Source organism: Streptomyces sp. NPDC037126 (assembly GCF_055605965.1).
In genome coordinates, this window is record NZ_JBVJTD010000003.1 from 465,115 (window position 1) to 491,435 (window position 26,321).

25 protein-coding genes and 1 tRNA gene are annotated in these 26,321 nt (G+C 72.4%); 8 read left to right on the forward strand and 18 right to left on the reverse strand.

Features of this window, described 5'->3' with window-relative positions; genetic code table 11:
• Positions 1-19: 19 nt before the first annotated feature.
• The 6 genes from ACZ7FF_RS10730 to ACZ7FF_RS10755 form a co-directional block, all read right to left on the reverse strand.
• Positions 20-907 carry an HAD hydrolase family protein gene (locus ACZ7FF_RS10730; protein ID WP_470811207.1) on the reverse strand — a complete coding sequence of 296 codons (888 nt, stop codon included), beginning with the start codon at positions 905-907 and terminating at the stop codon, positions 20-22.
• Positions 908-986: 79 nt separating this feature from the next.
• Positions 987-1,889, reverse strand: a complete 903-nt coding sequence (locus tag ACZ7FF_RS10735; RefSeq protein WP_470811209.1) for an LLM class flavin-dependent oxidoreductase — start codon at positions 1,887-1,889, stop codon at positions 987-989.
• 116 nt (positions 1,890-2,005) lie between these two features.
• On the reverse strand, positions 2,006-2,554 hold the full coding sequence (locus tag ACZ7FF_RS10740) for an RNA 2'-phosphotransferase (RefSeq protein ID WP_470811211.1): 549 nt from the start codon (positions 2,552-2,554) through the stop codon (positions 2,006-2,008).
• Between the two features lie 122 nt (positions 2,555-2,676).
• A complete protein-coding gene (locus tag ACZ7FF_RS10745; RefSeq protein WP_470811212.1) occupies positions 2,677-3,624 on the reverse strand; it encodes a MerR family transcriptional regulator in 948 nt (315 codons plus the stop codon).
• Between the two features lie 182 nt (positions 3,625-3,806).
• A complete protein-coding gene (locus ACZ7FF_RS10750) occupies positions 3,807-5,561 on the reverse strand; it encodes an SDR family oxidoreductase (protein ID WP_470811214.1) in 1,755 nt (584 codons plus the stop codon).
• Positions 5,558-6,400 carry a M24 family metallopeptidase gene (locus ACZ7FF_RS10755; RefSeq protein WP_470811216.1) on the reverse strand — a complete coding sequence of 281 codons (843 nt, stop codon included), beginning with the start codon at positions 6,398-6,400 and terminating at the stop codon, positions 5,558-5,560. Before ACZ7FF_RS10755 ends, ACZ7FF_RS10750 begins: the two co-directional genes overlap by 4 nt.
• 231 nt (positions 6,401-6,631) lie before the next feature.
• Here ACZ7FF_RS10755 and ACZ7FF_RS10760 point away from each other — a divergent pair, with 231 nt between their 5' ends.
• The 6 genes from ACZ7FF_RS10760 to ACZ7FF_RS10785 all read left to right on the forward strand — a co-directional run bounded on the left by ACZ7FF_RS10760 (position 6,632) and on the right by ACZ7FF_RS10785 (position 10,947).
• Positions 6,632-7,597, forward strand: coding sequence for an ABC transporter ATP-binding protein (locus ACZ7FF_RS10760; protein WP_470811460.1), 966 nt, complete (start codon positions 6,632-6,634; stop codon positions 7,595-7,597).
• Positions 7,587-8,495, forward strand: a complete 909-nt coding sequence (locus ACZ7FF_RS10765) for an ABC transporter permease (RefSeq protein WP_470811218.1) — start codon at positions 7,587-7,589, stop codon at positions 8,493-8,495. Before ACZ7FF_RS10760 ends, ACZ7FF_RS10765 begins: the two co-directional genes overlap by 11 nt.
• Positions 8,492-9,403 carry an ABC transporter ATP-binding protein gene (locus tag ACZ7FF_RS10770; protein WP_470811220.1) on the forward strand — a complete coding sequence of 304 codons (912 nt, stop codon included), beginning with the start codon at positions 8,492-8,494 and terminating at the stop codon, positions 9,401-9,403. The genes ACZ7FF_RS10765 and ACZ7FF_RS10770 overlap by 4 nt, the downstream gene beginning before the upstream one ends.
• 10 nt (positions 9,404-9,413) lie before the next feature.
• On the forward strand, positions 9,414-10,133 hold the full coding sequence (locus ACZ7FF_RS10775; protein ID WP_470811221.1) for an ABC transporter permease: 720 nt from the start codon (positions 9,414-9,416) through the stop codon (positions 10,131-10,133).
• A gap of 98 nt (positions 10,134-10,231) precedes the next feature.
• Positions 10,232-10,483, forward strand: a complete 252-nt coding sequence (locus ACZ7FF_RS10780; protein WP_470811223.1) for an SGM_3592 family protein — start codon at positions 10,232-10,234, stop codon at positions 10,481-10,483.
• 376 nt (positions 10,484-10,859) lie between these two features.
• A tRNA-Ser gene (locus tag ACZ7FF_RS10785) sits at positions 10,860-10,947 on the forward strand.
• Positions 10,948-10,980: 33 nt separating this feature from the next.
• On the opposite strand, the gene ACZ7FF_RS10790 is transcribed toward ACZ7FF_RS10785, so the two are convergent.
• The 9 genes from ACZ7FF_RS10790 to ACZ7FF_RS10830 form a co-directional block, all read right to left on the reverse strand.
• Positions 10,981-11,790 (reverse strand): HAD family hydrolase, encoded by an 810-nt coding sequence (locus ACZ7FF_RS10790; protein WP_470811225.1) that lies wholly within the window; start codon positions 11,788-11,790, stop codon positions 10,981-10,983.
• Positions 11,787-13,064, reverse strand: a complete 1,278-nt coding sequence (gene serS / locus ACZ7FF_RS10795) for a serine--tRNA ligase (RefSeq protein ID WP_470811226.1) — start codon at positions 13,062-13,064, stop codon at positions 11,787-11,789. The genes ACZ7FF_RS10790 and serS overlap by 4 nt, the downstream gene beginning before the upstream one ends.
• A gap of 530 nt (positions 13,065-13,594) precedes the next feature.
• Entirely contained in the window at positions 13,595-14,527 is a 933-nt protein-coding gene (gene pheA / locus ACZ7FF_RS10800; RefSeq protein ID WP_470811228.1) for a prephenate dehydratase, read from the reverse strand.
• 116 nt (positions 14,528-14,643) lie between these two features.
• Positions 14,644-15,924 (reverse strand): iron uptake transporter deferrochelatase/peroxidase subunit, encoded by a 1,281-nt coding sequence (gene efeB / locus ACZ7FF_RS10805; RefSeq protein ID WP_470811230.1) that lies wholly within the window; start codon positions 15,922-15,924, stop codon positions 14,644-14,646.
• A gap of 7 nt (positions 15,925-15,931) precedes the next feature.
• Positions 15,932-17,863 (reverse strand): copper resistance CopC/CopD family protein, encoded by a 1,932-nt coding sequence (locus ACZ7FF_RS10810; protein WP_470811232.1) that lies wholly within the window; start codon positions 17,861-17,863, stop codon positions 15,932-15,934.
• Between the two features lie 13 nt (positions 17,864-17,876).
• A complete protein-coding gene (locus ACZ7FF_RS10815; protein WP_470811234.1) occupies positions 17,877-18,356 on the reverse strand; it encodes a copper chaperone PCu(A)C in 480 nt (159 codons plus the stop codon).
• Positions 18,353-19,006: an SCO family protein gene (locus tag ACZ7FF_RS10820; protein ID WP_470811236.1), complete on the reverse strand. Its 654-nt coding sequence runs from the start codon at positions 19,004-19,006 to the stop codon at positions 18,353-18,355. Before ACZ7FF_RS10820 ends, ACZ7FF_RS10815 begins: the two co-directional genes overlap by 4 nt.
• A gap of 91 nt (positions 19,007-19,097) precedes the next feature.
• Entirely contained in the window at positions 19,098-19,847 is a 750-nt protein-coding gene (locus ACZ7FF_RS10825) for a YcnI family copper-binding membrane protein (RefSeq protein ID WP_470811237.1), read from the reverse strand.
• Between the two features lie 144 nt (positions 19,848-19,991).
• Positions 19,992-20,843: a hypothetical protein gene (locus ACZ7FF_RS10830; protein ID WP_470811239.1), complete on the reverse strand. Its 852-nt coding sequence runs from the start codon at positions 20,841-20,843 to the stop codon at positions 19,992-19,994.
• 186 nt (positions 20,844-21,029) lie between these two features.
• On the opposite strand from ACZ7FF_RS10830, the gene ACZ7FF_RS10835 reads away from it, so the two are divergent.
• Both ACZ7FF_RS10835 and ACZ7FF_RS10840 read left to right on the forward strand, forming a co-directional pair.
• Positions 21,030-21,476 carry an ATP-binding protein gene (locus tag ACZ7FF_RS10835; protein ID WP_470811241.1) on the forward strand — a complete coding sequence of 149 codons (447 nt, stop codon included), beginning with the start codon at positions 21,030-21,032 and terminating at the stop codon, positions 21,474-21,476.
• Positions 21,477-21,496: 20 nt separating this feature from the next.
• On the forward strand, positions 21,497-22,060 hold the full coding sequence (locus ACZ7FF_RS10840) for a GNAT family N-acetyltransferase (RefSeq protein ID WP_470811243.1): 564 nt from the start codon (positions 21,497-21,499) through the stop codon (positions 22,058-22,060).
• Between the two features lie 22 nt (positions 22,061-22,082).
• Here the strand turns inward: ACZ7FF_RS10840 and ACZ7FF_RS10845 are convergent, their stop codons facing one another.
• From ACZ7FF_RS10845 to ACZ7FF_RS10855, 3 genes are all read right to left on the reverse strand, one after another.
• The gene (locus tag ACZ7FF_RS10845; RefSeq protein ID WP_470811245.1) at positions 22,083-23,297 is read right to left on the reverse strand and encodes an MFS transporter; all 1,215 of its coding nucleotides are present in this window, start codon (positions 23,295-23,297) and stop codon (positions 22,083-22,085) included.
• 55 nt (positions 23,298-23,352) lie between these two features.
• Positions 23,353-24,726: a MocR-like pyridoxine biosynthesis transcription factor PdxR gene (gene pdxR / locus ACZ7FF_RS10850; protein ID WP_470811246.1), complete on the reverse strand. Its 1,374-nt coding sequence runs from the start codon at positions 24,724-24,726 to the stop codon at positions 23,353-23,355.
• A gap of 66 nt (positions 24,727-24,792) precedes the next feature.
• Entirely contained in the window at positions 24,793-26,277 is a 1,485-nt protein-coding gene (locus tag ACZ7FF_RS10855) for an aminopeptidase P family protein (RefSeq protein ID WP_470811248.1), read from the reverse strand.
• Between the last annotated feature and the right edge of the window lie 44 nt (positions 26,278-26,321).

Consider the following 26,321-nt stretch of genomic DNA (forward strand, 5'->3'; position numbering starts at 1 on the left):
CGCGGCCCGGGCCGCCGAACTACAGGTGCTGCGCGAGCAGTTGCTCGATCACGACCGCCACGCCGTCCTCGTTGTTGGCGACGGTGCGGCCCGACGCCGCGGCGACGGCGTCCGGGTGGGCGTTGCCCATCGCGTACGACCGGCCGGCCCAGGTGAGCATCTCGACGTCGTTGGGCATGTCGCCGAAGGCGACGACCTCCTCGTGTGAGATGCCGCGCTCGGCGCAGCACAGGGCGAGGGTGCTGGCCTTGGAGACGCCGGGGCCGCTGAGCTCCAGCAGGGCGCTGGGGCTGGAGCGGGTGACGTTGGCGCGCTCGCCGATCGCGAGGCGGGCGAGCCCGAGGAAGGCGTCGGGGTCGAGGGTGGGGTGGTGAGCGAGGATCTTGAGAACGGGCTGGTCGGCGTCCGGGCCGTCGGGCGCGAGCAGTTCCTCGGCCGGCCGCAGGTTGTCGGGCGTCTCCATGTGCAGCTTGGGATAGGCCGGTTCCTGGTGGAAGCCGTACGTCTGCTCCACCGCGAACTTGGTGCCGGGCGCGGCCTCGCGCAGCAGCCGCACGGCGTCCAGGGCGTTCCCCCGGGCCAGTTCGCGCACCTTCACGAAGCGGTGGGCGCCGGGGCCGCCGTGCAGGTCGACGACGGCCGCGCCGTTGCCGCAGATCGCCAGGCCGTGCCCGTGGACGTGGTCGCTGACGACGTCCATCCAGCGGGCCGGGCGGCCGGTGACGAAGAAGACCTCGATGCCGGCCTCCTCGGCGGCGGCCAGGGCGGCGACGGTCCGTGGGGAGACCGACTTGTCGTCGCGCAGCAGGGTGCCGTCGAGGTCGGTGGCGATCAGCCGCGGGCGTATCGCGGCGGCTGGGGTCCCGGGCTGTCTGGTCGCTGAGGTCACCGGGTCATTCTCGCGCATATGCCCGCACGGCCGTGCGGGACTGCGCACAGATGAGACACAGATGACGCCCGGCGGGCTCCCCGCACGGCGCCGGGCCTCAGCCCAGCTGTGCGCGGGCCTCCATGGCGATCCGCTCGAAGACCTTCTCGTCCGCGGCGAAGTCGGAGTCCGGGATGGGCCAGTGGATGACGATCTCGGTGAAGCCCAGGTCCCGGTGGCGGCCGGCGAAGTCCACGAACGCGTCCAGGGACTCGAGCGGCCGGGTGCGGTCCGGGGTGAAGCCGGTGAGCAGGATCCTGTCCAGATCCGTCCCGTCCCTGCCGACGGCCGCACACGCCTCGGAGAGCTTGCCGAGCTGTCCGCGCAGCGCCTCCACGGACTGCTCCGGGGTGCCGTTCTCGTACAGCTTGGGGTCGCCGGTGGTGACCCAGCCCTGGCCGTGGCGGGCGGCGAGCCTCAGACCGCGGGGGCCGGTGGCCGCGACCGCGAACGGAAGCCGGGGGCGCTGCACGCAGCCCGGGATGTTCCGCGCCTCGTGCGCCGAGTAGAACCGGCCCTCCTGCGACACCGCGTCCTCGGTGAGCAGCCGGTCGAGCAGGGGCACGAACTCGGCGAACCGGTCGGCACGCTCGCGCGGGGTCCAGGGTTCCTGGCCGAGGGCGGTCGCGTCGAAGCCCGTACCGCCGGCGCCGATGCCGAGGGTGACCCGGCCGCCGGAGATGTCGTCGAGGGAGATCAGTTCCTTGGCGAGGGTCACCGGGTGCCGGAAGTTCGGCGAGGTGACCAGGGTGCCGAGGCGGAGGCGCTCGGTGGCGGCCGCGGCGGCGGTCAGCGTCGGGATCGCGCCGAACCAGGGGCCGTCGCGGAAGCTGCGCCAGGAGAGGTGGTCGTAGGTGTACGCGGTGTGGAAGCCGAGCTGCTCGGCCCGCACCCAGGCCGAACGGCCGCCCTCGCTCCAGCGGCGGTACGGCAGGATCACGGTGCTCAGGCGCAGAGTCATGCGTCCGAGAGTAAGCGGCCCGACCGGCGAGGGACGAAACGGTCACCGACGGTGGCCGCGCAGCCACACGCGGGGCGGCCCGGGGCTCCCGGCGGGTCTCCGTCCGGGCCCGGGCCTCAGCGGGGGCCGGGGAAGCGCAGGTATTCCGGGGGCACGGCCGCCGTCAGCCAGACGCCGTTGGCGCTGATGTGGAACACATGGCCGTCGCGGTGCATGGCGCCGGCGTCGACGGAGAGGACGACCGGGCGGCCGCGGCGGGCGCCGACGCGGGTGGCGGTCTCCCGGTCCGCGGACAGGTGCACGGCGTGCCTGCTCATGGGCCTGAGGCCGGTCGAGCGGATCGCGTCCAGGGCGGCGGCGACGGTGCCGTGGTGCAGGAACGGCGGCGGGGTCGCCGGGGGCAGGCCGAGGTCGACGCCGATGCTGTGGCCCTGGCTGGCGCGGATCCTGGTGCCCTCGACCGCGAAGCGCTGCTTGTCGTTGGTGGCCACCACATGGTCCAGCTCCTCGCGGGTGAACCGGAATCCGTGGTCGGCGGCCGCGGCGATCAGTGCGTCGATCTCCACCCAACCGCCCGGGTCCAGGGCGAGCCCGATGCGTTCCGGCTGGTGGCGGAGGTGTTTCGAGAGGTACTTCGACACCTTCACGGTGCGTCTTTCGTCCATGGGTCCAGCGTGTGGGAGAGACCTGGATCACGCAGGTTATTTTTGGCCCGCAGGTTTGGTCCACAGCCAAGTTGAGTTATCCACAAGGGAATTGGCGAAGTTGTGGACAACCAGCCTGAGTTTTAAGGTGATTCGCGAACTTCCTGATCACGCAGGGCGGATTCCGCCAGGTCATCCAAGATCCTTGCGCTTACCTCTCGTTCGGCCGCATGCGCGACGAACTCGGCAATCCTCTCCCGGCCAACCAGCCTTTCCACGGCGTCGATCGTCTCGGCCGGGAGTGGTACGGGACGTGTGCCAGGACGTGGTGCGGCCGGTCCCTCGGTGCCCAGGTGCGCGCGGAGGTGACGGGTGGCCAACGTGCGCATGGCGCGGCCGAGTTCGGCGTCCACCGTCTGCTGGGCGAGGGGGCGCAGCCGGCGTACGAGAGAGGCCCCCTCCGCCGCGTGCGCGTCCGTGCGACGCTCCGGGCCCTCCAGGTACCGGGCGAAGACGTGCTCGGCGGTGAACTCAAGTAAACGCGCGGCGATGTGCTCCACCTGCGTCCTCAACTCCCGCAGGTGGCACGAGATCGCGGACAGCGGGACTCCCGCGGCGTGCAACTCCGCGGCCACCGCGAGTTCTTGGGGGCTCGGGACGAGGAAGGTGCCCGGTTCGCCGTCGACGGGTTCCAGCACGCCCAGTTCGAGCGCCTCGGTCACGGCGTCCTCGTCGGGGGCGCCGCCGAAGAGGGCCTCCAGTTCGGCGCGGGTGACGCGGTCGGGCCGCTCGTTCGTCCACGGGCCTTCCACCTCGGTGACCAGGCCGAGGACCCCACCCAGGCCGCGGCCGGTGTCCCAGGCGTCGAGGAGCTCCTTGATCGAGGCGAGGGTGTAGCCGCGGTCGAGGAGGTGCGCGATCTGGTGGAGGCGGGTGATGTGGGCCTCGGAGTAGAGGTTCGCCCGGCCCCGGCGCTCGGGGCGGGGGAGCAGGCCGCGGTCCTGGTAGGCGCGGATGGTCCGCACGGTGGTGCAGGTCTGGTGGGCCAAGTCTTCTATGCGGTAGGCCTTTTGGGCGGAGGTGTCCGTCATGTCGGAGGTCCTTGGCTGGTGGGCGGTGCTGCGGCTGGGAGGGGGCCTGGCGTCGCCGGCCCCCGTTCGCGGGATGCCGCGCCGGAGCGGCGAGTACCCCCGGAGTCGTCCAGAGCGGCACGACCGCCCGCGGCTGCGGGGGAGCGCGTCCTCCGGCGATCTCGCCGCTCAGGCCCCGCCGTTCACAGCCTCGGTTCCACGCGGGCGACGCGCCGCAGGGCTCCCGGCAGGAATCGGGACATCAGGTGGGCGCCGCGGGCCTCCGGCGTGACCGGCACGACCGCCTTGTTGCGGACCACGGCGTCCAGGACCGCCTCGGCCACCTTCTCCGGCGGGTAGTTGCGCAGGCCGTACAGGCGGGCCGAGTTCCTCTGGCGTCGGCGTTCCTCGGCCTCGTCGACGCCGGCGAAGCGGGCCGTGGAGGTGATGCCGGTGTTGACGATGCCGGGACAGATCGCCGTGACCCCGATGGACTGCGAGGCCAGTTCTGCGCGCAGGCACTCGGAGAGCATCAGGACCGCCGCCTTGGAGGTGCTGTAGGCGGGCAGGGCCCGGGAGGGCTGGAACGCCGCCGCCGAGGCGATGTTGACGATGTGGCCGCCCTGCCCGCGCTCGGCCATGCGCGCGCCGAAGAGCCGGCATCCGTGGATGACGCCCCACAGGTTCACGTCCAGGACCTTGCGCCAGTCGTCGGCCGTCGTGGCGAAGAAGGATCCCGACAGGCCGATGCCCGCGTTGTTGACCAGCACGTCCAGCACGCCGTACTCGCGGTGGACCTTCTCGGCGAGCTTCTCCATGGCCTGCTCGTCGGAGACGTCGGCCGTCTCGGCCCAGGCCCCGGGAGCGCCGATCAGCCGGGACAGCTCCGCGGTGCGGGCGGCGGCCTCGGCGTCGCGGTCGACGGCGACCACACGCGCGCCGGCCTCCGCGAAGGCGAACGCCGTCGCCCGGCCGATGCCGCTGCCGGCACCGGTGACCAGCACCAACTGCCCGCCGAAACGGTCGGCGTGGCGGCCGGTGGCCTTCGGCTCGGGACGGCCGCCCTCCACGGACATGACGAATTCCTCGATCCAGGCGCACAGTTGGTCGGGCCGGGTGCGCGGTACCCAGTGCTTGGCGGGCAGGGTGCGGCGGGTCAGCCGGGGCACCCACTGCTCCAGGTCGTCGTAGAGGCGCTCGGACAGGAACGCGTCCCCCTGGGGCGTGATGAGCTGCACCGGCGCGTGTGCGTACGCGTCGGGGCGCGGCCTGCGCAGCCGGGCGCGGACGTTGTCGCGGTAGAGCCAGGCGCCGTGCGCCGCGTCGGAGGGCAGGGAGGCGGTCGGGTAGTCGCCGCCGGGCACCTTCTCGACCCGCTCCAGGATCTTCGGCCAGCGCTTGCCGAGCGGGCCGCGCCAGGCCAGCTCCGGCAGGCCGGGCGTGTGCAGCAGGTAGACGTACCAGGACTTGGCGCCCTGGCCGAGGAGCTGGCCCACCCGGCGGGGCGTCGGACGCTGCACGCGCGCGTTGATCCAGTGCCCGAAGTGGTCGAGGGAGGGGCCCGACATGGACGTGAAGGAGGCGATGCGGCCCTCGGTGCGGCCGACCGTGGCGAACTCCCACGACTGCACCGAGCCCCAGTCGTGCCCGACGAGGTGGACCGGCCGGTCCGGGCTGACCTCGTCCACGACGGCGAGGAAGTCGTCCGTGAGCTTGGCCAGCGTGAAGCCGCCGCGCAACGGCCGGGGCGCGGTGGAGCGGCCATGGCCCCGGACGTCGTACAGGACCACGTGGAAGCGGTCCGCCAGCCGGACGGCGACCTCCGACCAGACCTCCTTGCTGTCCGGGTAGCCGTGCACCAGGACCACCGTCGGCTGTTCCGGATCGCCCAGCTCGGCCACGCACAGCTCGACCCCGCCGGTCCGCACCCGGCGCTCGCGCGCACCCTTCAGTGTCACTTCTCCTCCGCCCAGCGCCGCACGTGCGGCAGATCGTCGTCCAGCCAGAACGCGCTCTCCCCGGGGTCCCTGGAGTCGGTGACCACGAGGATCTCCTCGAACTTCGCGCCCGTCCCCCGGAAACCGAGGTGCGGCTCGACCGCCCACAGGCCCGGCTGCGGCGGATGGTCCGAGAAGCGGTACGGGGACCACAGGGGCGACCAGCCCTCGCGGTGGCCGTGCAGCGCGTCGGCGGCCAGGCCCTTCAGGGACTGCGTGCCGAACCCGAACAGGTGCGGGGACCAACGGCGTTGCCGTACCCGGTCCACCTTGTGCGCGATGACGCCGAACGGGTACGCCCGGTGCCGGTTGGCGTAGCCCTGGCGGACCATGAGCCGGTCCACGTCCTCGTAGATCTCGCGCAGCGGGCGCCGCTCGCGCACCTCGCCGAGGATCAGCTCCCGGTGTGCCTCCAGGTCGGCCATCAGCCGGTCCTGCACGGGGTTCACGCCGAGCGAGCCCGAGTAGCCGATGTCCGCCGTGTATCCCTCGTGGACGGGGGCCATGTCCAGGATGAACGGCATCCCGGGCTCCAGCGCGCGGTCGGTGGGGAAGAACTGCAGCGGCAGGCGGAAGTTCACGAAGGCCGTGCGGTCGCCGAACCAGGCGAAGGGGAGGTGGAACCAGTCGCGCACCCCGCGCTCGCGCAGCCACTCCCGCTGCATCCGCGCCGCCTCGCGCTCGGTCACGCCCGGCTCCAGCCGCGCCGCGACCGCCTCGGCGCACTCGTAGGCGAGGCGCTGCACCCTTCTGAACCCCGCGAGCTCCGCGGAGAGTGCGCTGTTCACTGCCGTCCTCATGCCGCCCCGTCCCGTCGTCGTGTCGGCTGCGGTACGCGTCCGTAACTTGACACTGGCGAATGTGACAGTTGTTAGAGGCGGCGTCAATAGGCGGGTCGCGGCTGTGGACAACTCCCGGTAACTCTCAGGCAGGGCATCCCTTAGGGCCCGTAATACCTGGGTCTGACGTGAAGACGGCTCTGAGGTCTGACGACCCGCGTGGCCCGAATCACTACCGTCGTGGATGTGACTGTGATCGCGACCGAAAGCCTGAGCAAGCGGTTCCCCCGGGTGACCGCTCTCGACCGGCTGTCCGTGGACATCGGGCCCGGTGTGACCGGACTCGTCGGAGCCAACGGCGCCGGCAAGTCCACCATGATCAAGATCCTGCTGGGTCTGTCCCCCGCCACGGAGGGCCGGGCGCAGGTGCTCGGCCTGGACGTCGCCACCGAGGGCGCCGCCATCCGCGAGCGCGTCGGGTACATGCCGGAGCACGACTGCCTGCCACCGGACGTCTCGGCCACCGAGTTCGTCGTCCACATGGCGCGCATGTCCGGCCTGCCGCCCGCCGCCGCCCGCGAGCGCACCGCGGACACCCTGCGCCACGTCGGGTTGTACGAGGAGCGCTACCGGCCCATCGGCGGCTACTCCACCGGCATGAAGCAGCGCGTGAAGCTCGCCCAGGCCCTGGTGCACGACCCGAAGCTGGTCTTCCTGGACGAGCCGACCAACGGCCTCGACCCGGTCGGCCGTGACGAGATGCTCGGCCTGATCCGCCGTGTCCACACCGACTTCGGCATCTCCGTCCTGGTCACCTCCCACCTGCTGGGCGAGCTGGAGCGCACCTGCGACCACGTGGTCGTCATCGACGGCGGCAAGCTCCTGAGGTCCAGCTCCACCACCGACTTCACCCAGACCACGACCACCCTCGCGATCGAGGTCACCGACAGCGACGAGCACCCCGACGGAACCCACGCGGTCCGCGAGGAGCTGCAGGCGCGCGGCGTGGAGACCCGCCCCGAGGGCGCGGGCCTGCCCGGCGCGGGACACATCCTGCTGCTGACCGCCGAGGGCGAGCAGACGTACGACCTCGTGCGGGACGTGGTCGCCGAACTCGGCCTCGGCCTGGTGCGCATGGAGCAGCGCCGGCACCACATCTCCGAGGTGTTCACCAGCAGCGACGAGCAGCGGAAGGAGGCCGTCGGCCATGGCGGTTGAGCAGCCCCTGATCTCGCCCTCGGGCGACCAGTCCCGTATCCACGACATCGGCTACCGCGGCTACGACGGCCCCCGCCTCGGCCGTGCCTACGCCCGCCGCTCGCTGTACTCGCAGTCCCTGCGCGGCTCCTACGGCCTCGGCCGCTCGGTGAAGTCCAAGGTGCTGCCGATGCTGCTGTTCGCGGTGATGTGCGTGCCGGCCGCCATCATGGTGGCCGTCGCGGTCGCCACCAAGGCGCACGAACTGCCGGTGGCCTACACCCGCTACGCGATCATGATGCAGGCCGTGATCAGCCTGTACGTCGCCGCGCAGGCACCCCAGTCCGTCTCCCGCGACCTGCGCTTCAAGACGGTGCCGCTGTACTTCTCGCGGCCCATCGAGACCGCGGACTACGTGCGGGCCAAGTTCGCCTCGCTGGCCTCGGCGGTCTTCATCCTCACCGCCGCTCCCCTCCTCGTGATGTACGTCGGCGCCCTGCTGTCCAAGCTGGGCTTCGCCCACCAGACGAAGGAGTTCGCCGAGGGACTGGTCTCCGTGGCCCTGCTCTCACTGCTGTTCGCCGGCATCGGCCTGGTCATCGCCGCCGTCACCCCCCGCCGCGGCTTCGGCATCGCCGCCGTGATCGCGGTGCTGGTCATCTCCTACGGCGCGGTGTCCACCCTGCAGGCCATCGCCGACGCGCACGGCAACACCGGCGCCATCCCGTGGATCGGTCTGTTCTCGCCGGTCACCCTGATCGACGGGGTCCAGTCGGCCTTCCTGGGCGCGACCGCCCGCAACCCCGGAGCGGTCTCCCCGTCGACCGGACAGGGCGTGGTCTACGTCCTCGTCGTCCTCGGGCTGATCGCCGCGACCTACGGCCTGCTGGTGCGCCGCTACAAGAAGGTGGGACTGTGACGACCCTCAGCATCGACCACGTCTCTCGCTGGTTCGGCAACGTGGTCGCCGTCAACGACATCACCATGACCATCGGCCCCGGTGTCACCGGCCTGCTCGGCCCCAACGGCGCGGGGAAGTCCACGCTGATCAACATGATGGGCGGCTTCCTCGCCCCGTCCACCGGCTCGGTCACCCTTGACGGGGAGCCGGTGTGGCGCAACGAGCGGATCTACCGGCACATCGGCATCGTCCCCGAGCGGGAGGCGATGTACGACTTCCTCACCGGCCGCGAGTTCGTCGTCGCCAACGCGGAGTTGCACGGACTCGGCGCCAAGGCGGCCCAGCGGGCCCTGGCCACGGTCGAGATGGAGTACGCGCAGGACCGGAAGATCTCCACCTACTCCAAGGGCATGCGCCAGCGCGTGAAGATGGCGAGCGCCCTGGTGCACGACCCGTCCCTGCTGCTGCTCGACGAGCCGTTCAACGGCATGGACCCGCGCCAGCGCATGCATCTCATGGACCTGCTGCGGCGAATGGGCGACGAGGGCCGCACGGTGCTGTTCTCCTCGCACATCCTCGAGGAGGTCGAACAGCTCGCCCGGCACATCGAGGTCGTCGTCGCCGGACGGCACGCGGCCAGCGGCGACTTCCGCCGGATCCGCCGCCTGATGACCGACCGGCCGCACCGCTACCTGGTGCGCTCCAGCGACGACCGCGCCCTCGCGGCCGCGCTGATCGCCGATCCGTCGACCTCGGGCATCGAGGTCGACCACACCGAGGGCGCGCTGCGCATCCAGGCCGTCGACTTCGGCCGCTTCACCGCCCTGCTGCCGAAGGTCGCCAGGGACCACGGCATCCGGCTGCTCACGGTCTCGCCGTCGGACGAGTCCCTGGAGTCCGTCTTCTCGTACCTGGTCGCGGCGTAGGAGGCCGAAAATGTACGACCCCACCGTCGCCCGGCTCACCTACCGGGCCCTGCTCGGCCGCCGCCGGGCCCTCATCCTGGGGGCGCTGCCCCTGATGCTGATCGTGATCTCCGCGGTCGTGCGCGGCCTCACCGGAGCCGACGACCAGACCGCCGCGGACGTGCTCGGCGGCTTCGCGCTCGCCACGATGGTGCCGATCATCGGTGTCATCGCGGGCACCGGCGCGATCGGCCCGGAGATCGACGACGGCTCCGTCGTCTACCTGCTGGCCAAGCCGCTGAAGCGGCCGACGATCATCTTCACCAAGCTGATCGTGGCCATCGCCGTGACCATGGTGTTCTCGGCGGTGCCGACGATGATCGCGGGCCTGATCCTCAACGGCAACGGCCAGCAGATCGCCGTCGCCTACACGGTCGCCGCGCTGGTCGCCTCCATCGCCTACTCGGCGCTCTTCCTGCTGCTGGGCACCGTCTCCCGGCACGCGGTGGTCTTCGGGCTCGTCTACGCGCTGGTCTGGGAGGCGCTGTTCGGCTCCCTGGTGCCCGGCGCGCGCACGCTGAGCGTCCAGCAGTGGTCGCTGGCCGTCGCCCACAAGGTGGCGGGCGGGGACCTGGTGACCTCCGACGTCGGCCTCACGACGGCCACCGTGCTGCTGGTGGCGGTCACCGTGCTGGCCACCGGGTACGCCGGCCAGAAGCTGCGGACGCTGAAGCTGGCCGGCGAGGAGTAGGCCCGCGGTGGGTCCCTGTCCGGCCCCCGCGGCCTTGACAGGGGCTTCACCTGTGTCCGGGCACACTGGGCAAAGCGGATACGGCTAGGAGGCCGGAGATGGCAGAGGAGATACGGCGGGACGACGGGCGCGGCCGGTGCGGCGGGGACGCCGCCGGCGTCTGGGACGAGGTCGTGCTGGACCAGGACTTCATACGCGCCGCCGAGACCTCCGAGCCGTCCGCCCGCGCCCGGATGCTCGCCGCCCGCTGGCGCGCCGAGTCGCCCGAGCCGCAGCCGTGGCGCTCGGACGATCCGCCGGCGGGCTGGTTCTTCAGCAAGGCACGCCGCCGCAGGTGGCGGCGCCGCTAGGGCCTGTCTGACCATTCCCGTCTGCCGCGCGACGCCATGCACGCCGAGAGCACGCACCTGACGCCGCGCGGCCCCCTTTCGGGCAACGACGCGAATGGTCAGCCAGCCCTAGTACCGCCCCGGCGGCCGGTTAATTCGCTGGCGCCCAAGTCGGCGGCCGGGCAGAGTGGTTGTGCCCCGTCCGCCGGGATCGTCCCGGCGCCACGCACCGGGAGGGGAGGTGGGCGATGCCCATGCACGGCAGTACGTCCAGCTCCCGACAGGGCGGCCCGAGGCCGGCTCCGGAGTGATCGCCACTCCTCCGTGACGCCCGTGGGAGCTGCCCGGGGCGGCCGCTTCGAGCACGCGATGTCGCTCTCGCGTGGGCCGCCCACCCGGAGGATTGGCCGAGTGGTAAGGCACTGGCTTGCTAAGCCATGGTCGGGCCTGAACAGCCCGCGCACGTTCGATCCGTGCATCCTCCGCAAGACGTCGCCATCTGGGCTCGGCCCGCGTGGTTACCGGCCCGGCTCGCCCAGCAACCGCTCCAGCACCACCGCGATGCCGTCCTCCTCGTTGGAGGCCGTCACCTCGTCGGCCACGGCCCGCAGTTCCTCGTGGGCGTTGGCCATCGCGACCCCACGGGCGGCCCAGCCGAACATGGGGATGTCGTTGGGCATGTCGCCGAAGGCGATCGTGTCGGCGGCCTTCAGGCCGAGACGGCGGGCCGCCAGCGACAGTCCCGTCGCCTTGGACAGGCCGAGGGGCAGCAGCTCCACGATGCCCGCGCCCGCCATGGCGACCGAGACGAAACCGCCGGCCGCCTGCCGGGCGGCCTCCGCCAGTTCGTCGTCGCCCAGCGTCGGGTGCTGGATGTAGATCTTGTTCAGCGGGGCGGTCCAGAGGTCGGACGCGTCCGTGAAGGGGGTGGCGGGAAGCGCCCCGGTGACCGCGTAGCCGGGGCCCACCAGCACCTCGCCGTCGAGTCCGTCCCGGCTGGCCGCCAGGTAGAGCGGGCCCACCTCGGCCTCTATCTTGGCCAGGGCCACGCCCGCCAGCTGCCGGTCCAGGGTGACCGAGGTCAGCAGGCGGTGCGCCCCGGCGTCGTAGACCTGCGCGCCTTGGCCGCAGACGGCGAGGCCGTGGTAGCCGAGGTCGTCCAGGATGTGCCGGGTCCAGGGGACGGCACGACCGGTGACGACGATGTGCGCGGCGCCCGCCGCGGTGGCCGCGGCGAGCGCCTCACGGGTGCGCTGCGAGACCGACTCGTCGGAGCGCAGCAGCGTTCCGTCGAGGTCGGTGGCGACGAGCCCGTAGGGGAAGCTCACCGGGTCACCGGCTCCAGGACCTCCCGGCCGCCCAGGTAGGGGCGCAGCACCTCGGGGACCCGGACGGAGCCGTCGGCCTGCTGGTGGTTCTCCAGGATCGCCACGATCGTGCGCGGGACGGCGCACAGCGTGCCGTTCAGGGTGGCGAGCGGCTTGACCTGCTTGCCGTCGCGGACCCGGATCGACAGCCGGCGGGACTGGAACTCGGTGCAGTCCGAGGTCGAGGTCAGCTCGCGGTACTTGCCCTGGGTCGGGATCCACGCCTCGCAGTCGAACTTGCGGGCGGCGGAGGAGCCGAGGTCACCGGTGGCGACGTCGATCACGCGGAACGGCAGCTCCAGCGAGGTCAGCCACTGCTTCTCCCACTCCAGCAGGCGCTGGTGCTCGGCCTGGGAGTCCTCGGGAGCGACGTACGAGAACATCTCGACCTTGTCGAACTGGTGCACGCGGAAGATGCCCCGCGTGTCCTTGCCGTGCGAGCCGGCCTCGCGGCGGAAGCAGGGCGAGAAGCCCGCGTACCGCAGCGGCAGCCGGTCGGCGTCGATGATCTCGTCCATGTGGTAGGCCGCGAGCGGCACCTCGGAGGTGCCGACCAGGTACAGGTCGTCCTTGTCGAGGTGGTAGACGTCCTGGGCCGCCTGACCGAGGAAGCCGGTGCCCGCCATGGACTGCGGGCGGACCAGCGCCGGGGTGAGCATCGGCGTGAAGCCGGCCGCGGTGGCCTGGCCGATGGCCGCGTTCACCAGTGCCAGCTCCAGCAGGGCGCCGACGCCGGTGAGGAAGTAGAAGCGGGAGCCGGAGACCTTGGCGCCGCGCTCGACGTCGATGGCGCCGAGCAGCTGGCCGAGCTCCAGGTGGTCCCTGGGCTCGAAGCCCTCGGCGGCGAAGTCGCGGATGGTGCCGTGCGTCTCCAGCGTGGCGAAGTCCTCCTCGCCGCCGACGGGGACGTCGGGGTGGACGAGGTTGCCGAGCCGGAGCAGCAGCTCCTGGGTCTCGGCGTCGGCCGCGTCGCGCTCGGCGTCGGCGGCCTTGACGTCGGCCTTCAGCTGCTCGGCACGCTTGAGCAGCTCGGCCTTCTCGTCGGCGGAGGCCTTGGGGATGAGCTTGCCGAGCTGCTTCTGCTCGGCGCGCAGCTCGTCGAAGCGGACGCCGGAGGACCTGCGCCGCTCGTCGGCAGACAGGAGGGAGTCGACGAGCGCGACGTCCTCTCCACGGGCGCGCTGGGACGCGCGCACACGGTCGGGGTCCTCACGAAGCAGGCGAAGGTCAATCACGGGGCCAAGGCTACCGGTGCCGGGTTGCCGCTCACGAATCACTATTACGGCGCGTTCTGATTCGCGACTTACGTTCCGTTATGCGCTAATTGCCGAGAGTGTCAAGGGAAAGTGTCTCACTCCCTGGGACGGGGCATGCCCCGGGCGCCGGGTTGACCGGATTCCCTTGTGGAGAACGGGACTTGGCGGGGCGGTTGTCCACAGAAATCCACACACCCGGAAGAGTTATCCACAGGCTGTGTGGAAGACCTGTGGAAGCTGGAATTGATCACTCCGGAACTGTCGAACGGACGGAAGAATTCCACGGTCAAACTGGATCGACACCCACTTTCGGGTGGAAAACGGTCGCCCTAAAAGATGAACCAAAGGAAACGGGTGGACGAAGGGTGATCCAGGCGGCGGTTACCCCGTCTGGGCGCTGTAGGGCGATTTGTCGACTGAGTGACCCTTCGCTGTCGACTTGTCCCCAGGTCGAGAAGGGCACCTGTGGATAACGCCTGTGGATAACGATGATATGCAGGTAGGACTGGCTAGAAGCGGCCGTCCTGGCAGCGGGCCACCCAGTCCGCCGCCGCCATGAACTCCTCGTCCGAGGTCCCCGGATGCGTCGGCCGGGCCGCGTCCGGCCCGATGTCGGCGCGCGGGTACGAGCCGAGGTAACGCACCTGCAGACAGATCCGCTTCAGCCCCATCAGCGCCTCCGCCATCCGCCGGTCGGAGATATGGCCCTCGGCGTCGACGCAGAAGCAGTAGTTGCCGATGCCGGCCCCGGTCGGCCGGGACTGCAGCAGCATCAGGTTGATACCGCGCGAGGCGAACTCGCCGAGCAGGTCGCGCAGGCCGCCGGGATGGTCGTCGCGCTGCCAGAGCACCACCGAGGTCTTGTCGGCGCCGGTCGGCGCGGCCGGCCGGGCCGGCCGGCCGACCAGGACGAACCGGGTCTGCGCGTTCTCCGCGTCGTGGATCTCGGTCTCCAGGGCCTCGAGGCCGTACCGCGCGGCGGCGAACTCGCCCGCGAAGGCGGCGTCGTAGCGGCCCTCCTGGACCAGGCGGGCGGCGTCCGCGTTGGAGGCGGCCGACTCCCAGGTCGCGTCCGGGAGGTTGGCCCGCAGCCAGTTGCGCACCTGCGGCTGCGCCGCGGGGTGGGCGGAGACCGTCTTGATGTCCGCGAGCTTCGTGCCGGGCCGGACCAGCAGCGCGAAGGTGATGGAGAGCAGCACCTCGCGGTAGATCATCAGCGGTTCGCCCGCGACCAGCTCGTCCAGGGTGGTGGTGATGCCGCCCTCGACGGAGTTCTCGATCGGCACGAACGCGGCCTCGGCCTCGCCGGCCCGCACCGCGTCCAGCGCGGACTGCACCGACACGTACGGGATCAGCTCACGGGTGGCCGTCTCCGGAAGGGTGCGCAGGGCCACCTCGGTGAAGGTGCCCTCCGGGCCGAGATACGCATAGCTCGCTGGCATGTCCCTCACCCTAATGGCCCCAGGACGCCGAGGCTCGGGTGTCTCACGACAACCACTCGACCGGGTGGTTTAAACCGTTCCGGCAGTCCGGGGCCAGGCTTCGAACAAACCTCTGATCAGCCCTCCAGCAGCCGCTGTCCCACGTACTCGCCCTCGGCGGCCCCGCCCGGCACCGCGAACAGCGCGCTCGCCTCGTGCCGGATGAACTGCGACAGCGCGTCGCCGCGGTCGAGCTTGCGCTGGACCGGCACGAAGCCGCGCAGCGGGTCGGCCTGCCAGCAGACGAAGAGCAGACCGGCGTCCGGTGTGCCGTCCGCGTCGAAGCCGTCGTGGTAGGAGAACGGGCGCCGCAGCATGGCCGCACCGCCGTTCTGGTCGGGCCGGGTGATCCGGGCGTGCGCGTTGACCGGGACGACGTACCCGCCCTTGGCGTCGGTCTTCTCCAGGTTCATCGCGGTCGTCTCGTCGCCCCCGGACAGCGGCGCCCCGTTGGCCTTGCGGCGCCCGATGACCTGCTCCTGGGCGGTCGGCGACAGCTTCTCCCAGTCGTCCAGGAGCATGCGGATACGCCGTACGACGGCGTAGGAGCCGCCCGCCATCCACGCGGGTGCGCCCGAGGAGGGCACGAAGATGCGCCGGTCGAAGTCGGCGTCGGCCGGCTTCGGGTTGCGGGTGCCGTCGAGCTGGCCCATGAGGTTGCGGGCCGTCATGGGGTGGGCGGTGGCGCCCGGGGTGCGGTTGAAGCCGTTCATCTGCCAGCGCACACGTGCCGCGCCGCCCGCGTCCTTCTGGATCGCGCGCAGGGCGTGGAAGGCGACCAGGGCGTCGTTCGCGCCGATCTGCACCCAGAGGTCGCCGTCGCTGCGCGCCTTGTCCAGGTGGTCGGAGGAGAAGTCCGGCAGCGGGTCCAGGGCACCGGGCCGCTGCTTCTCCAGACCGGTCCTCCCGAAGAAGCTGTGGCCGAAGCCGAAGGTGACCGTGAGCGCCGAGGGGCCCGCGTCCCGGGCCACGTCGGTGTCGTCGTGCGGCGCGGCCTCGCCGGCCATCAGCCGCTCCGCCGTCGCCGACCAGCGGCGCAGCAGGGCCGCTGCCTGGGTGCGGCCCGCGCCCGCCACCAGGTCGAAGGCGACGAGGTGGCCGCAGGCCTGGAGGCCCTCGGTGATACCGGGCTGATGTTTCCCGTGAAACATCGCCCGCTCGGAGCCCACCGAGGTCAGCGGGGCGGCCGGGGCGGGCGCGGCGGCGTAGCCCAGGGCCCCGCCGGCCGCGCCGAGCACGAGCCCGGTGGCGCCCGCGGTGCCGATCAGCGTCCGGCGAGAGACGCCGGCCGCTTCGCCACGGGGCTCCGGTGTGGCTGCCCGGGGGGTGCGGGCCTGCGGAATGGACTGGTCGGGCATGGGTCGTTCAGCCGATCTGCGCGTTCTTGGAGACGGTCACCTGGTCGATGTCGGAGGTGCGCACGGTGACGGCGATCTTCCAGTCGCCGGCCATGGGGATCTGCACCTTGTCCGCCGACCAGTGGCCGGTGGTGATGTGCTCGGGGGTCACCGGAAGCGGGCCGATCTTCTTCGCCTCCAGGGTGAAGTCGGCCTTCACCTCCGGGATGTCGAAGGCCTGGCCGCTGGGGTTCTGGACGAACACGTGCATCTCGTTGGTGCCCGCGCGGGCGGGGTCGAGGTCGACGCTGACGACGCCCTTGCCGTTGGTGCCTCCGGTGTCGAAGGGCATGTCCAGGGTCAGCGCGCCGTTGGAGGCCGTCGCGGCGGAGCCGGTGGCGGAGGTGGCCGCCTTGGCCTCCAGCTCGGTGCGGCCGGGCTCGGTCTGGGTCAGCGCGGTGGTGACGGCGAGCAGGACCACCGCGACACCGGCCTCGGCGAGGACCGAGCGGCGCAGCCCGAAGCGGTTCGCGTCGGCGTCCCGCAACCGCTTCTGCCGGGCGGTGTCCACCGCGGCCCGCTGCCGGGCGAGCTGCGCGGCGCGCTTGGAGTCCCCGGAGCCGCCCCCGCCGGCCGCCTTCGACGCGGGGACGTGCTCCTTCTCGCGCGCCTCCTCGTGCTCCTCGCCGGACTTCCCGGACTTCCCCGCCTCGCCGGTGACGGAGGCGGGGTCCGCGAGCCGGCCGGTCCAGCGCCGGGAGACCGAGGCGATGCCGACCATCAGGGCGACGAGCCCGATCTTGACCAGCAGCAGCTGCCCGTACCGGGTCTCGGTGAACGCCGACCAGGAGCCGAGCTGGCGCCAGGACTGGTAGACGCCGGTCGCGACGAGCGCGACCACGGAGCCGAAGGCCGCCCGGGAGAAGCGGCGGACGGCGGCGGCCCCGACCGGGGTGTCCGAGGGAGCCCGGTACAGGGCGACCAGCAGGGCGGTGAGCCCGCCCAGCCAGCAGGCGACGGCGAGCAGGTGCATCACGTCGACGGGCATGGCGATGCCCGGCTGGAGCCCGACCGAGGCGTGCTCGGCCATCGCCCAGCTGGCCGCGAGCCCGGCCGCGACGACCACGCCGCCGACCGCGAGCCCGAAGGTCAGGTCCCGCTTCTCCTGCTCCTCCTCGCGGCGGTTGTAGGCGCCGAAGAGGACGGCGATGAACAGCGCGGCGGCGGCGAGCAGCAGCAGCCGGGAGACCAGGGTGGCCCCCGTCTTGGTCTGCAGCACCTGGCCGAGCAGGCCGAGGTCGAAGACGTCGGCGAACCTGCCCGAGGTGGTGTACGAGCCGCGCAGGAGCAGCAGCCACAGGGTGGCCGCGGTGAGCGCCAGCCAGCCGCCCACGACCAGCCGCTGCAGGGCCCGTACGCCCGCGCCGGGCCGCCAGCAGGCGAGCACGAAGGCCGCGCCGCCGGCGAGCACGATGAAGCCGGCGTACGACACGTACCGCCCGACGGCGTACAGCCAGCCCACGACTCCGCCGCCGGCGGTCGGTCCGGTGCCGGAGACGACCGTCTGGGAGGGCGCCCCGATGGAGAAGGTGTAGGCACCGGAGACGGGGTGGCTGTCGGCCGAGACGACCTGGTAGGTGACGGTGTAGGTGCCCTTGCCGAGCCCGCTCCTGAGCTGCACGGCGTAGGTCGTCCCGCTCACGTTGTCGGGCTTGCCGGTCTGGACGGGCTTGCCCCGCGGGTCGAGGACGCGCAGGGAGTCGTCGTTCATCGCCACCTTCTCGGAGAAGGTGAGCGAGACCTGGCTGGGCGCCTGTTTGACCACCACCCCCTGCGCGGGGTCGCTGCCGGTCAGCGCGGCGTGCGCGGAGGCCGGTGCGGCGCCCGCGAGCAGCGCGCCGGCGACGGCGAGGATCAGCAGCACCAGGGTCCGCAGTCGGGGGGTGGTGGTCGGGGTCACGGTGGTCCCTCCCTCAGTGTCCGGTCGTCGGGTTGTACGTGGCGGACTTCACCGGCATCTCGACGGTGAGGGGCCCGGATTTGGCGAATCCGAGTTTCAGGGTGATCGTCTGGCCCTGTTCCGGCCTGCGCCTCAGCTTCTCGAACATCAGATGGTTGCCACCGCTTTTGAACACGAGTTGACCGTGGGGCGGGACGGCGAAGGAGGACTTCTCCTGCATGGCGCCGCCGACGGTGCTGTGCATGGTGATCTCGCCCGCGGCGGCACTGGTGACCGAGGTCAGCTCGTCGCGCGCCGCGCCCCTGTTGGTGATCGTCAGGAAGCCGGCGGCCATGTCGGCGGAGACCGGCTGGGGCATGTAGGAGGCGCTGACGGACAGTTCGGCCCGGCCGGACGCGGAGTCCGAACCGGCCCCGGAGTCCGAGCCCGAGCAGCCCGTGAGGGCGAGGGTGCCCGCGAGCGCGCCCGCTGTCAGGAGGGCACGGCGCCTCACGGGGTCTCCCCCTTGACGATCTTGGGCAGGTCCTTGGTGTAGTCGTCGACCGTGGCCGCCTCCTTGTAGAAGACGCGGCTCTCGTCGTTCTTCGGCGAGAACGCGAAGACCTGGGTGCCGTGCACGGAGACGAGCTTGCCGTTCTTGTCCTTGGTGGTCGGCTCCACGGAGATGCCGAGGGCGCGGGCACCCGCCTGGATGGTGGCGAAGTTCCCGGTCAGGCCGATGAACTGCGGGTCGATGCCCTTGAGCCACTTGCCGAGCTCCACCGGGGTGTCGCGGCCGGGGTCGGTGGTGACGAACACGACCCGGAGGTCGTTCTGCTCGGCCTGGGGCAGCGCCTTCTTGGCGACGGCGATGTTGCTCATCGTCGTCGGGCAGATGTCGGGGCAGTGCGTGTAGCCGAAGTAGATCAGGGTCGGGTGGCCCTTGGTCTCCTCGCGGAGGTCGTACTTCTTGCCGTGCGTGTCGGTGAGGACCAGGTCCGGCTTGTCGAAGGGCTGGTCGAGGACGGTGGCGGCCCTGCCCGAGCCGGACTCCTGCGAGACCGCGGAGACCGGCGACTTGTCGTCGTTCCCGCTGCCGCACGCGGAGAGGGTCAGGGTGGCGGCGGCGAGCAGTACGGCCGCGGCGAACGTCTTCTTGCGCATAGAAAAATGTCCCAGTTGTGAGAACTCCGGCGCGCACCGGGGTCGTACGAGAGCCTCGCACGCCCCGGTGCGCGGTGCAGAACGGTGGGGCTCAGACGGTGCGGCGGCGGCCCGCGAGGACGCCGTACGCGACGCCCGCGGCGCCGACGACGATGCCGGCGACGCCGAGCACGCGCGCGGTGGTGTCACTGCGGCCACCCGGGTTCGCGGCGGCGGCCGTCGTCCCCGTCTTGTCGGAGGCGTCCTCGGCGTTCGCCGCCGTGCCGTGGTGGTCGTCGGCGGCCGTGGACAGCTGCAGCACCGGGGCCGGGTTCTGCGGCTCGTCCTGGCCGGACTTCGGCACCTCGATCCAGCGCACTACCTCCTTGTCGGAGTACGTCTGGAGCGCCTTGAACACCAGCTGGTCGGTGTTGTCGGGCAGGGCGCCGACGGAGAGCGGGAACTTCTGGAAGTAGCCGGGCTCGATGCCCTTGCCGTCGGCGGTCCAGGTGACCTTGGTGACGGCCTCGTCGATCTTCTCGCCGTGCATGGTCAGCGGCTTGTCCAGCCTGGACTTGGTGACCTGCACCTTCCAGCCGGGGACCGGCTGGGCCATGACGGAGGCCAGCGGATGGTCGGCGGGGAGGTCTACCTCGACCTTGGTGGTCGAGGCGTTGTCGCGCTCGTTGGGGACCTTGAAGTCCACGACCGCGTAGCCGCCCTTGGCCGCGGTGCCCTCGGGCTGCACGGTGACGTGCGCGAAGGCCGGGGCGGACAGGGCGAGGACGGCCGTGCCCGCTACGGCGGCGGTGGCGGCGATCCGGGAGACCGTACGACGAGAGGCGATACGGGAAACCTGCATGGCAGGAGCACTCCACTGTGAGAGTTCCGGTGATGGAGGAGGTGCGCGTGCGCGTGGCCGTGCCGTTCGGCCGGGCCACGGCGGGCACGCGCGTGCCGCGCGACGGCGGCCCCTGCCCACCGGCGGTGGAGTGGTCGCGTCGCGTCAGGCGGCGAGGAGGAGCGCGGCGGCGGGCGGGCCGCGCCTGATCACCGTGTGCTGGAGTGCGGTGGTCCCCGGGGCGGGTACCTCGTCCCGGTCGGTACGGGGGCCGCGTGGACCGGGTTCGGCGGCGGGCAGCAGCCCGGCGCACAGGGCGCGCGCCAGCGCGAGCGCCGCGCGCAGGGAACGTACGAGCGCCCCCTCGGCGACTCCGTGCGCCGACAGGTCGAGCAGCCGCAGCACGGCCAGGTCGCCGCGGCGCAGCACCCAGCCGGTGGCGACGGCCGCGAGGACGTGGCCGAGCAGCATCGGCAGCGAGGGCAGCATCGCCGCGGACGGCCCGGTGACGTCGTGGGCGTGGGGCATCGGGCCCATGGCGGCCAGGGGCTGGCCCGAGCGGTCTATGAGGTGCGCGGCGAGCAGGACGTGGAAGGCGCGTCCCGGGGTGAGGGCGGCGGCGCTGGACCCGCACAGCAGCCGCGTGGCCTCCTCGACCAGCGTGGCGCCGCTGAGCGAGGAGCCGCCGCTCCCGGAGGTGCCCATGGGCATGGACATGGTGCCGGCCGCCATCGCGGTCCCGTGCCCGCCCAGCCCGAACAGGACGTGCAGCACCGTCTGCCCGAGCGCGAGGAGCGCGGCGATGCCCGGCAGCGAGCGGGCGCGCCCGGCGAGCGGTGCCACGAGCAGCAGGGAGCCGAGGAAGCCCGCGCCGAGCGTCCACAGCGGCACGCGCGCGCAGGAGGCCAGGGTGTGCCCGGCCGCGGCCAGCACGACGCAGACCGCGGCGAAGACCGCGGCCCGCAGGATCCGGAGCGCGGCTCCGGGACGCGCCGTGCGCGGGTGGGGGGCAGACATGGCGCGCTCATCATCGCACTGCGCTTACGGACGTCCTACGGCAGGGCCGAGGGTACGTCCCTCATACACCGATTCCTCCCGGAGCGCATCGACCGTATGGGCGGAGACACATCGACGGAGTGCTTACGGCCACCTACGCGCGGCAATACGTAACGGTATGTCGAGCCGCAGCCAGGAGGCTGGAGCATGAGCATCTGGTGGTCACTCCATCTGCGGTGCGAGGCCGCGAGTGTGCCGCTCGCGCGGCGGCTGCTGATCGGCACCATGGAGACGGCCGGCGTGGACCCGGAGATCTCCTACGACCTGTCCGTCGCCCTGACCGAGGCCTGCGCGAACGCCGTCGAGCACGGCGGGGGCGCCCCCGGCGGCGGCTTCTCGGAGGCGTACCGGGTGACCGCGTACCTCGACGGCGAGAAGTGCCGTATCGAGGTGGCCGATTCCGGACCCGGTCTCACCCGCACCCAGGAGATCCGGCCCGCCCGCACGGACTCCGAGCACGGTCGCGGGCTCTGTCTGATCCGGGAACTCGCCGACCACGTCCACATCGGCGCCAAGCCCGGCCGCAGCGGGACGGTGGTCAGCTTCGACAAGATCCTCAAGTGGAAGACGGATCCTTCGCTCCTCACGGCGTGACGGCCGGGCATAGTGGCGGCATGCGCATCGAGGACGGGGAGATATCGGCCGGTGTGACGCTGCGGCTCCTCGCCGCCGCCGACGCGGGAGCGCTGGCCGCGGCCTACACCGAGAGCCGCGCCCATCTCAGGCCGTGGGAGCCGGTCAGACCGGACTCCTTCTTCACCGTCCAAGGGCAGCGGGAGCGCGTCGAGGGGCTGCTGCGGCAGTTCGCCGAGGGGGCCGCGGTGCCCTTCGTGTTCGAGGCGGCGGACGGCCGGATCGCCGGGGCCGTGACCCTGACGGGGATCTCCCGGGGCCCCTTCTGCAGCGCGTACCTGGGGTACTGGGTCGCCGTCGACCGGCAGGGGCGGGGGCTGGCGAGTGCCGCCGTGGAGCGGGTCTGCCGGGTCGCGCGGGACACGGTGGGGCTGCACCGGATCGAGGCCTCCACGCTGGTGGACAACGCCGCCTCGCAGCGGGTGCTGGTGAAGTGCGGGTTCGAGCGGATCGGCATGGCCCCGAACTACCTGCACATCGACGGGAAGTGGCGCGACTGCCGGCTCTTCCAGCGCATCCTGCACGACCGCGACCCCGCCCTCTGAGTCCAAGTCCGGCGGCCGGGCGTCACACCCGCGCGGGCAGTTCCGCGGCGGGCGCGGGCACGCGGTGGCGGGCCGCCCGGCGCGCGGCCGGACCCATGGCCCAGGACGCCGCCGGCATCAGCGCGCCGAGCAGCAGCCAGCCGGGGGTGCCCCAGCCGAGGAGCAGGGACGTGACCACCAGCGGGCCGAGGGTGCGGGCGACGGTCACACCGGTGCCGAAGAAGCCCTGGTACTCGCCCATGCGGTCGGCCGGGGCGAGATCGAAGGAGAGCTGCCAGGCGCCCGCCGACTGCTGCATCTCCGCCACGACCTGCAGCACGGCACCGGCCACCAGGGCGGCCGCGGCGGGCCACGCGGAGCGCCCCGCCGAGAGTGCGAACACCGCGCAGGACGCGAACATCACCAGCCCGGACCGGCGCAGCACCCGCACGGCGCTGCCCAGCCCCGTCACGGAACGGGCCGTCCGCACCTGGAACAGCGTCACCGCACCGGTGTTGAGGACGAACAGCGCCGAGGCCAGCCAGGCCGGTGCCCCGGTGCGTTCGGTGATCCACAGCGGCAGCGCCAGGCTGAGCAGCGGCAGCCGCAGCAGCAGGACGGCGTTGAGCGACGCGACCAGCGTGTACGGCCGGTCGCGCAGCACCGCGAGCCGACGGCCACCCCCGGTGGCGCCGGCGGCCGACACCCCGGGCAGCCGCAGCACAAGCAGCGCGCACACCAGGAAGCACACCGCGTCGAGGGCGAACACCCCCCGGTAGGCCGCCGCCGTCCCGGCGCTCAGCGCGAGCCCGCCGAGGGCCGCGCCCACCGCGAGCCCGCCGTTCAGCGTCGACTGCAGCCGCGCCAGCAGCCCCGTCCGCTCCCCGGCCGGCACCAGCCCCGCCAGCAGTGCCTGCCGGGCCGCGGCCAGACCCGACTGCGCGGCGGCGTAGCCGCAGGCGGTGAGGACGAACGGCACGAAGCCCCGCACCAGGAGGAACGAGCCGACCGCCGCCGAGGTTCCCAGCGCCAGCAGCACCGACGTGCCGCGCGGTCCGCGCCGGTCGGCGAGCCGCCCGAGCGGCACCCCGACCAGTGACCCGAACGCCCAGGCGAGGGTCAGACCGAGCCCCACGCGCGCGGCGGCGAGCCCGGCGACCTGGGTGAAGTACAGCGCCGAGGTCACGTAATAGGCGCCGTCGCCGACGGAGTTGGCGAGCTGGGCGAGGGCCAGGAGACGCTGCGGACGGTTCGTCATACCGAGGACGTTAGGAGGCCTGTGGACCCTTGGTGAGTCCCAATCCACGGCTGTCTCAGTGGCCCATTTCCAGCACCTTCGCCAGCACCTCCAGCGCCTGTGGATACGCCCGTTCGCGGGGCGTGCCGTAGCCGACGACCAGGCCCTGCGGGCGGCCGGGGCCGGGCGCGTGCCAGTGGTCGCCGAGGGCGCCGAGCGCGAGGCCCTCCGCCCGCGCGCGGGCGAGCGCCCCGGCCTCGTCGGGCACCTCGATCAGCGCGTGCAGCCCCGCCGCGATCCCGCGCACGCCCCGGGCGGGGCCGAGCCGGTCCAGCAGCTGGTCGCGGCGGCGCCGGTAGCGGAGCCGGCAGGCGCGCACGTGCCGGTCGTAGGCGTGGCTGTCGATCAGTTCTGCGAGCGCGAGCTGGCCGATGGTCTCGGTGTGGTGGTCGCTGTGCAGCTTGGCGTCGGCGACGGCGTCGACGAGGTGGGGCGGCAGCACCATCCAGCCGAGCCGCAGCGCGGGGCCGAGCGTCTTGGAGGCGGTGCCCAGATAGACGACCTGGCCGGGCGCCATGCCCTGCAGCGCGCCCACGGGCTGGCGGTCGTAACGGAACTCGCCGTCGTAGTCGTCCTCGACGATGAGCCCGCCCCGCGCGCGTGCCCAGTCGCCGAGCGCCCGCCGCCGCTCCGGATGCAGGGTGACCCCGGTCGGGTACTGGTGGGCCGGGGTGACCACCACCGCGGCCGCCTCGGCGAGGTCCCCGGCCCGCACTCCGCGGGCGTCCACCGGCACCGGCAGCACGGTCCCGCCGTTGCGCCGCACCACCTCCCGGTGGAACGCCAGCCCGGGGTCCTCCATGGCGACGCCCGCGCCGTCCAGCACGCGCGTGAGGAGCGCGAGACCCTGCACGTACCCGGAGGTGATGACGATGCGCTCCGGGGGCGCGAGCACCCCGCGGGCCCGGCCCAGGTAGCCGGAGAGCGCCGTGCGCAGCTCGATCCGGCCGCGCGGGTCGCCGTAGTCGTACGCCAGTGACGGCGCCGTCGCGATGGCCCGGCGCAGGGCGCGCAGCCAGGCCGCCGCGGGGAAGGCGCCGACGTCCGGGCTGCCGGGGCGCAGGTCGAAACGCGGGGCACGCGCGTCTGCGTCCGTCCGCGGCGCCTCGGCGTCCGGCGAGGCGGGCAGGGCGGCGACCCGGGTGCCGGAGCCCTGCCGCGCGGTCAGGTATCCCTCCGCCACCAGCTGGTCGTACGCCGCTTTCGCGGTGCCCCGCGAGACACCGAGGTCGGCCGCGAGGCGCCGGGTGGCCGGCAGCCGGGTGCCGGGCGCGAGCCGGCCGTCCCGGACGGCGTCCCTGAGGGCCCGTTCGAGCCCCGCCCGGCGTCCGTCCGCCGAGTCCGGTTCCAGATGCAGGTCGACGCCGACACCGGACCAGAAGTCCTCCACGAGAAGCCTCCCCCTGGGCACGCGAATGGCCGGGCACCACACGGGTGCCCGGCCATCAGTGTCGTATCAGCCCTTCAGCGACGCCATCCACGCCTCGACCTCGTCGGAGCGGCGCGGCAGGCCCGCCGAGAGGTTCCGGTTGCCGTCCGCGGTGACGAGGATGTCGTCCTCGATGCGGACGCCGATGCCCCGGTACTCCCGCGGCACCGTCAGGTCGTCGGCCTGGAAGTACAGGCCCGGCTCGACGGTGAGCACCATGCCCGCCTCCAGCGTGCCGTCCACGTAGCTCTCCACGCGGGCGGCCGCGCAGTCGTGGACGTCCATGCCGAGCATGTGGCCGGTGCCGTGCAGGGTCCAGCGGCGCTGCAGGCCCAGTTCCAGGACGCGCTCGACCGGGCCCTCGACCAGGCCCCACTCCACGAGCCTCTCGGCGAGCACGCGCTGCGCGGCGTCGTGGAAGTCGCGGTACTTGGCGCCCGGCTTCACGGCCGCGATACCGGCCTCCTGGGCGTCGTACACGGCGTCGTAGATCCTCTTCTGGATCTCGCTGTACGTGCCGTTGACCGGCAGCGTGCGCGTGACGTCGGCGGTGTACAGCGTGTGCGTCTCCACGCCCGCGTCGAGCAGCAGCAGGTCGCCGGAGCGGACCGGGCCGTCGTTGCGGACCCAGTGCAGGGTGCAGGCGTGCGGGCCGGAGGCGCAGATGGAGCCGTAGCCGACGTCGTTGCCCTCCACGCGGGCGCGGAGGAAGAACGTGCCCTCGATGTAGCGCTCGGAGGTGGCCTCGGCCTTGTCGAGGACCTTCACCACATCCTCGAAGCCGCGGACCGTCGAGTCGACGGCCTTCTGCAGCTCGCCGACCTCGAACTCGTCCTTGACCAGGCGGGCCTCGGAGAGGAAGACGCGCAGCTCCTCGTCGCGCTCGGCCGTGACCTTGTCGGTCAGGGCCGCCTCGACGCCGGCGTCGTGGCCGCGCACCACGCGGACCGGTCCGGTGGCCTCGCGCAGCTGGTCGGCCAGCTCGCGCACGTCGGCGGCGGGGATGCCGAGAAGCGCCTCGGACTCGGTGAGGGAGTGGCGGCGGCCGACCCACAGCTCGCCCTGGCCGGAGAGCCAGAACTCGCCGTTCTCGCGGTCCGAGCGGGGAAGCAGGTAGATCGTGGCCTCGTGGCCCTCGCCGCGGGGCTCCAGGACCAGGACGCCGTCCTCGGTCTGGTTGCCCGTGAGGTACGCGTACTCGACGGAGGCGCGGAAGGGGTACTCGGTGTCGTTCGAGCGGGTCTTCAGGTTGCCCGCGGGGACGACCAGGCGCTCGCCCGGGAAGCGCGCGGAGAGCTCGGCGCGGCGGCGGGCGGTCTCGGCGGCCTGCGCGATCGGCTTCAGGTCACGCAGCTCGGTGTCGGCCCAGCCGGACTTCATGTTCTCGGCAAGCTCGTCGGAGACGCCCGGGTACAGGCCGTTCTTCCGCTGCTTGATGGGCTCCTCGGCCTCGGTCTCCGGACCCTCCGCGGTAGCGGTGTCGGGTACGACCGGGTTGAGCTCGTCGGACACGTGATCCTCCTCGATACGCCTGCTGATCTCCCCCGGGGCCCGCG

What these genes read in the sequence shown, in the direction of transcription:
- ACZ7FF_RS10765 (WP_470811218.1), top strand. Translation starts at nt 7,587, where the DNA reads ATGGCGGTTGAGCAGCCCCTGATCTCGCCCTCGGGCGACCAGTCCCGT.
- efeB (WP_470811230.1), bottom strand. Translation starts at nt 15,924, where the DNA reads ATGCCCGACCAGTCCATTCCGCAGGCCCGCACCCCCCGGGCAGCCACA.
- ACZ7FF_RS10775 (WP_470811221.1), top strand. Translation starts at nt 9,414, where the DNA reads ATGTACGACCCCACCGTCGCCCGGCTCACCTACCGGGCCCTGCTCGGC.
- ACZ7FF_RS10835 (WP_470811241.1), top strand. Translation starts at nt 21,030, where the DNA reads ATGAGCATCTGGTGGTCACTCCATCTGCGGTGCGAGGCCGCGAGTGTG.
- ACZ7FF_RS10740 (WP_470811211.1), bottom strand. Translation starts at nt 2,554, where the DNA reads ATGGACGAAAGACGCACCGTGAAGGTGTCGAAGTACCTCTCGAAACAC.
- ACZ7FF_RS10780 (WP_470811223.1), top strand. Translation starts at nt 10,232, where the DNA reads ATGGCAGAGGAGATACGGCGGGACGACGGGCGCGGCCGGTGCGGCGGG.
- ACZ7FF_RS10825 (WP_470811237.1), bottom strand. Translation starts at nt 19,847, where the DNA reads ATGCAGGTTTCCCGTATCGCCTCTCGTCGTACGGTCTCCCGGATCGCC.
- ACZ7FF_RS10755 (WP_470811216.1), bottom strand. Translation starts at nt 6,400, where the DNA reads ATGAGGACGGCAGTGAACAGCGCACTCTCCGCGGAGCTCGCGGGGTTC.
- ACZ7FF_RS10820 (WP_470811236.1), bottom strand. Translation starts at nt 19,006, where the DNA reads ATGCGCAAGAAGACGTTCGCCGCGGCCGTACTGCTCGCCGCCGCCACC.
- ACZ7FF_RS10745 (WP_470811212.1), bottom strand. Translation starts at nt 3,624, where the DNA reads ATGACGGACACCTCCGCCCAAAAGGCCTACCGCATAGAAGACTTGGCC.
- ACZ7FF_RS10830 (WP_470811239.1), bottom strand. Translation starts at nt 20,843, where the DNA reads ATGTCTGCCCCCCACCCGCGCACGGCGCGTCCCGGAGCCGCGCTCCGG.
- ACZ7FF_RS10730 (WP_470811207.1), bottom strand. Translation starts at nt 907, where the DNA reads ATGCGCGAGAATGACCCGGTGACCTCAGCGACCAGACAGCCCGGGACC.
- ACZ7FF_RS10840 (WP_470811243.1), top strand. Translation starts at nt 21,497, where the DNA reads ATGCGCATCGAGGACGGGGAGATATCGGCCGGTGTGACGCTGCGGCTC.
- ACZ7FF_RS10735 (WP_470811209.1), bottom strand. Translation starts at nt 1,889, where the DNA reads ATGACTCTGCGCCTGAGCACCGTGATCCTGCCGTACCGCCGCTGGAGC.
- ACZ7FF_RS10845 (WP_470811245.1), bottom strand. Translation starts at nt 23,297, where the DNA reads ATGACGAACCGTCCGCAGCGTCTCCTGGCCCTCGCCCAGCTCGCCAAC.
- pheA (WP_470811228.1), bottom strand. Translation starts at nt 14,527, where the DNA reads ATGCCAGCGAGCTATGCGTATCTCGGCCCGGAGGGCACCTTCACCGAG.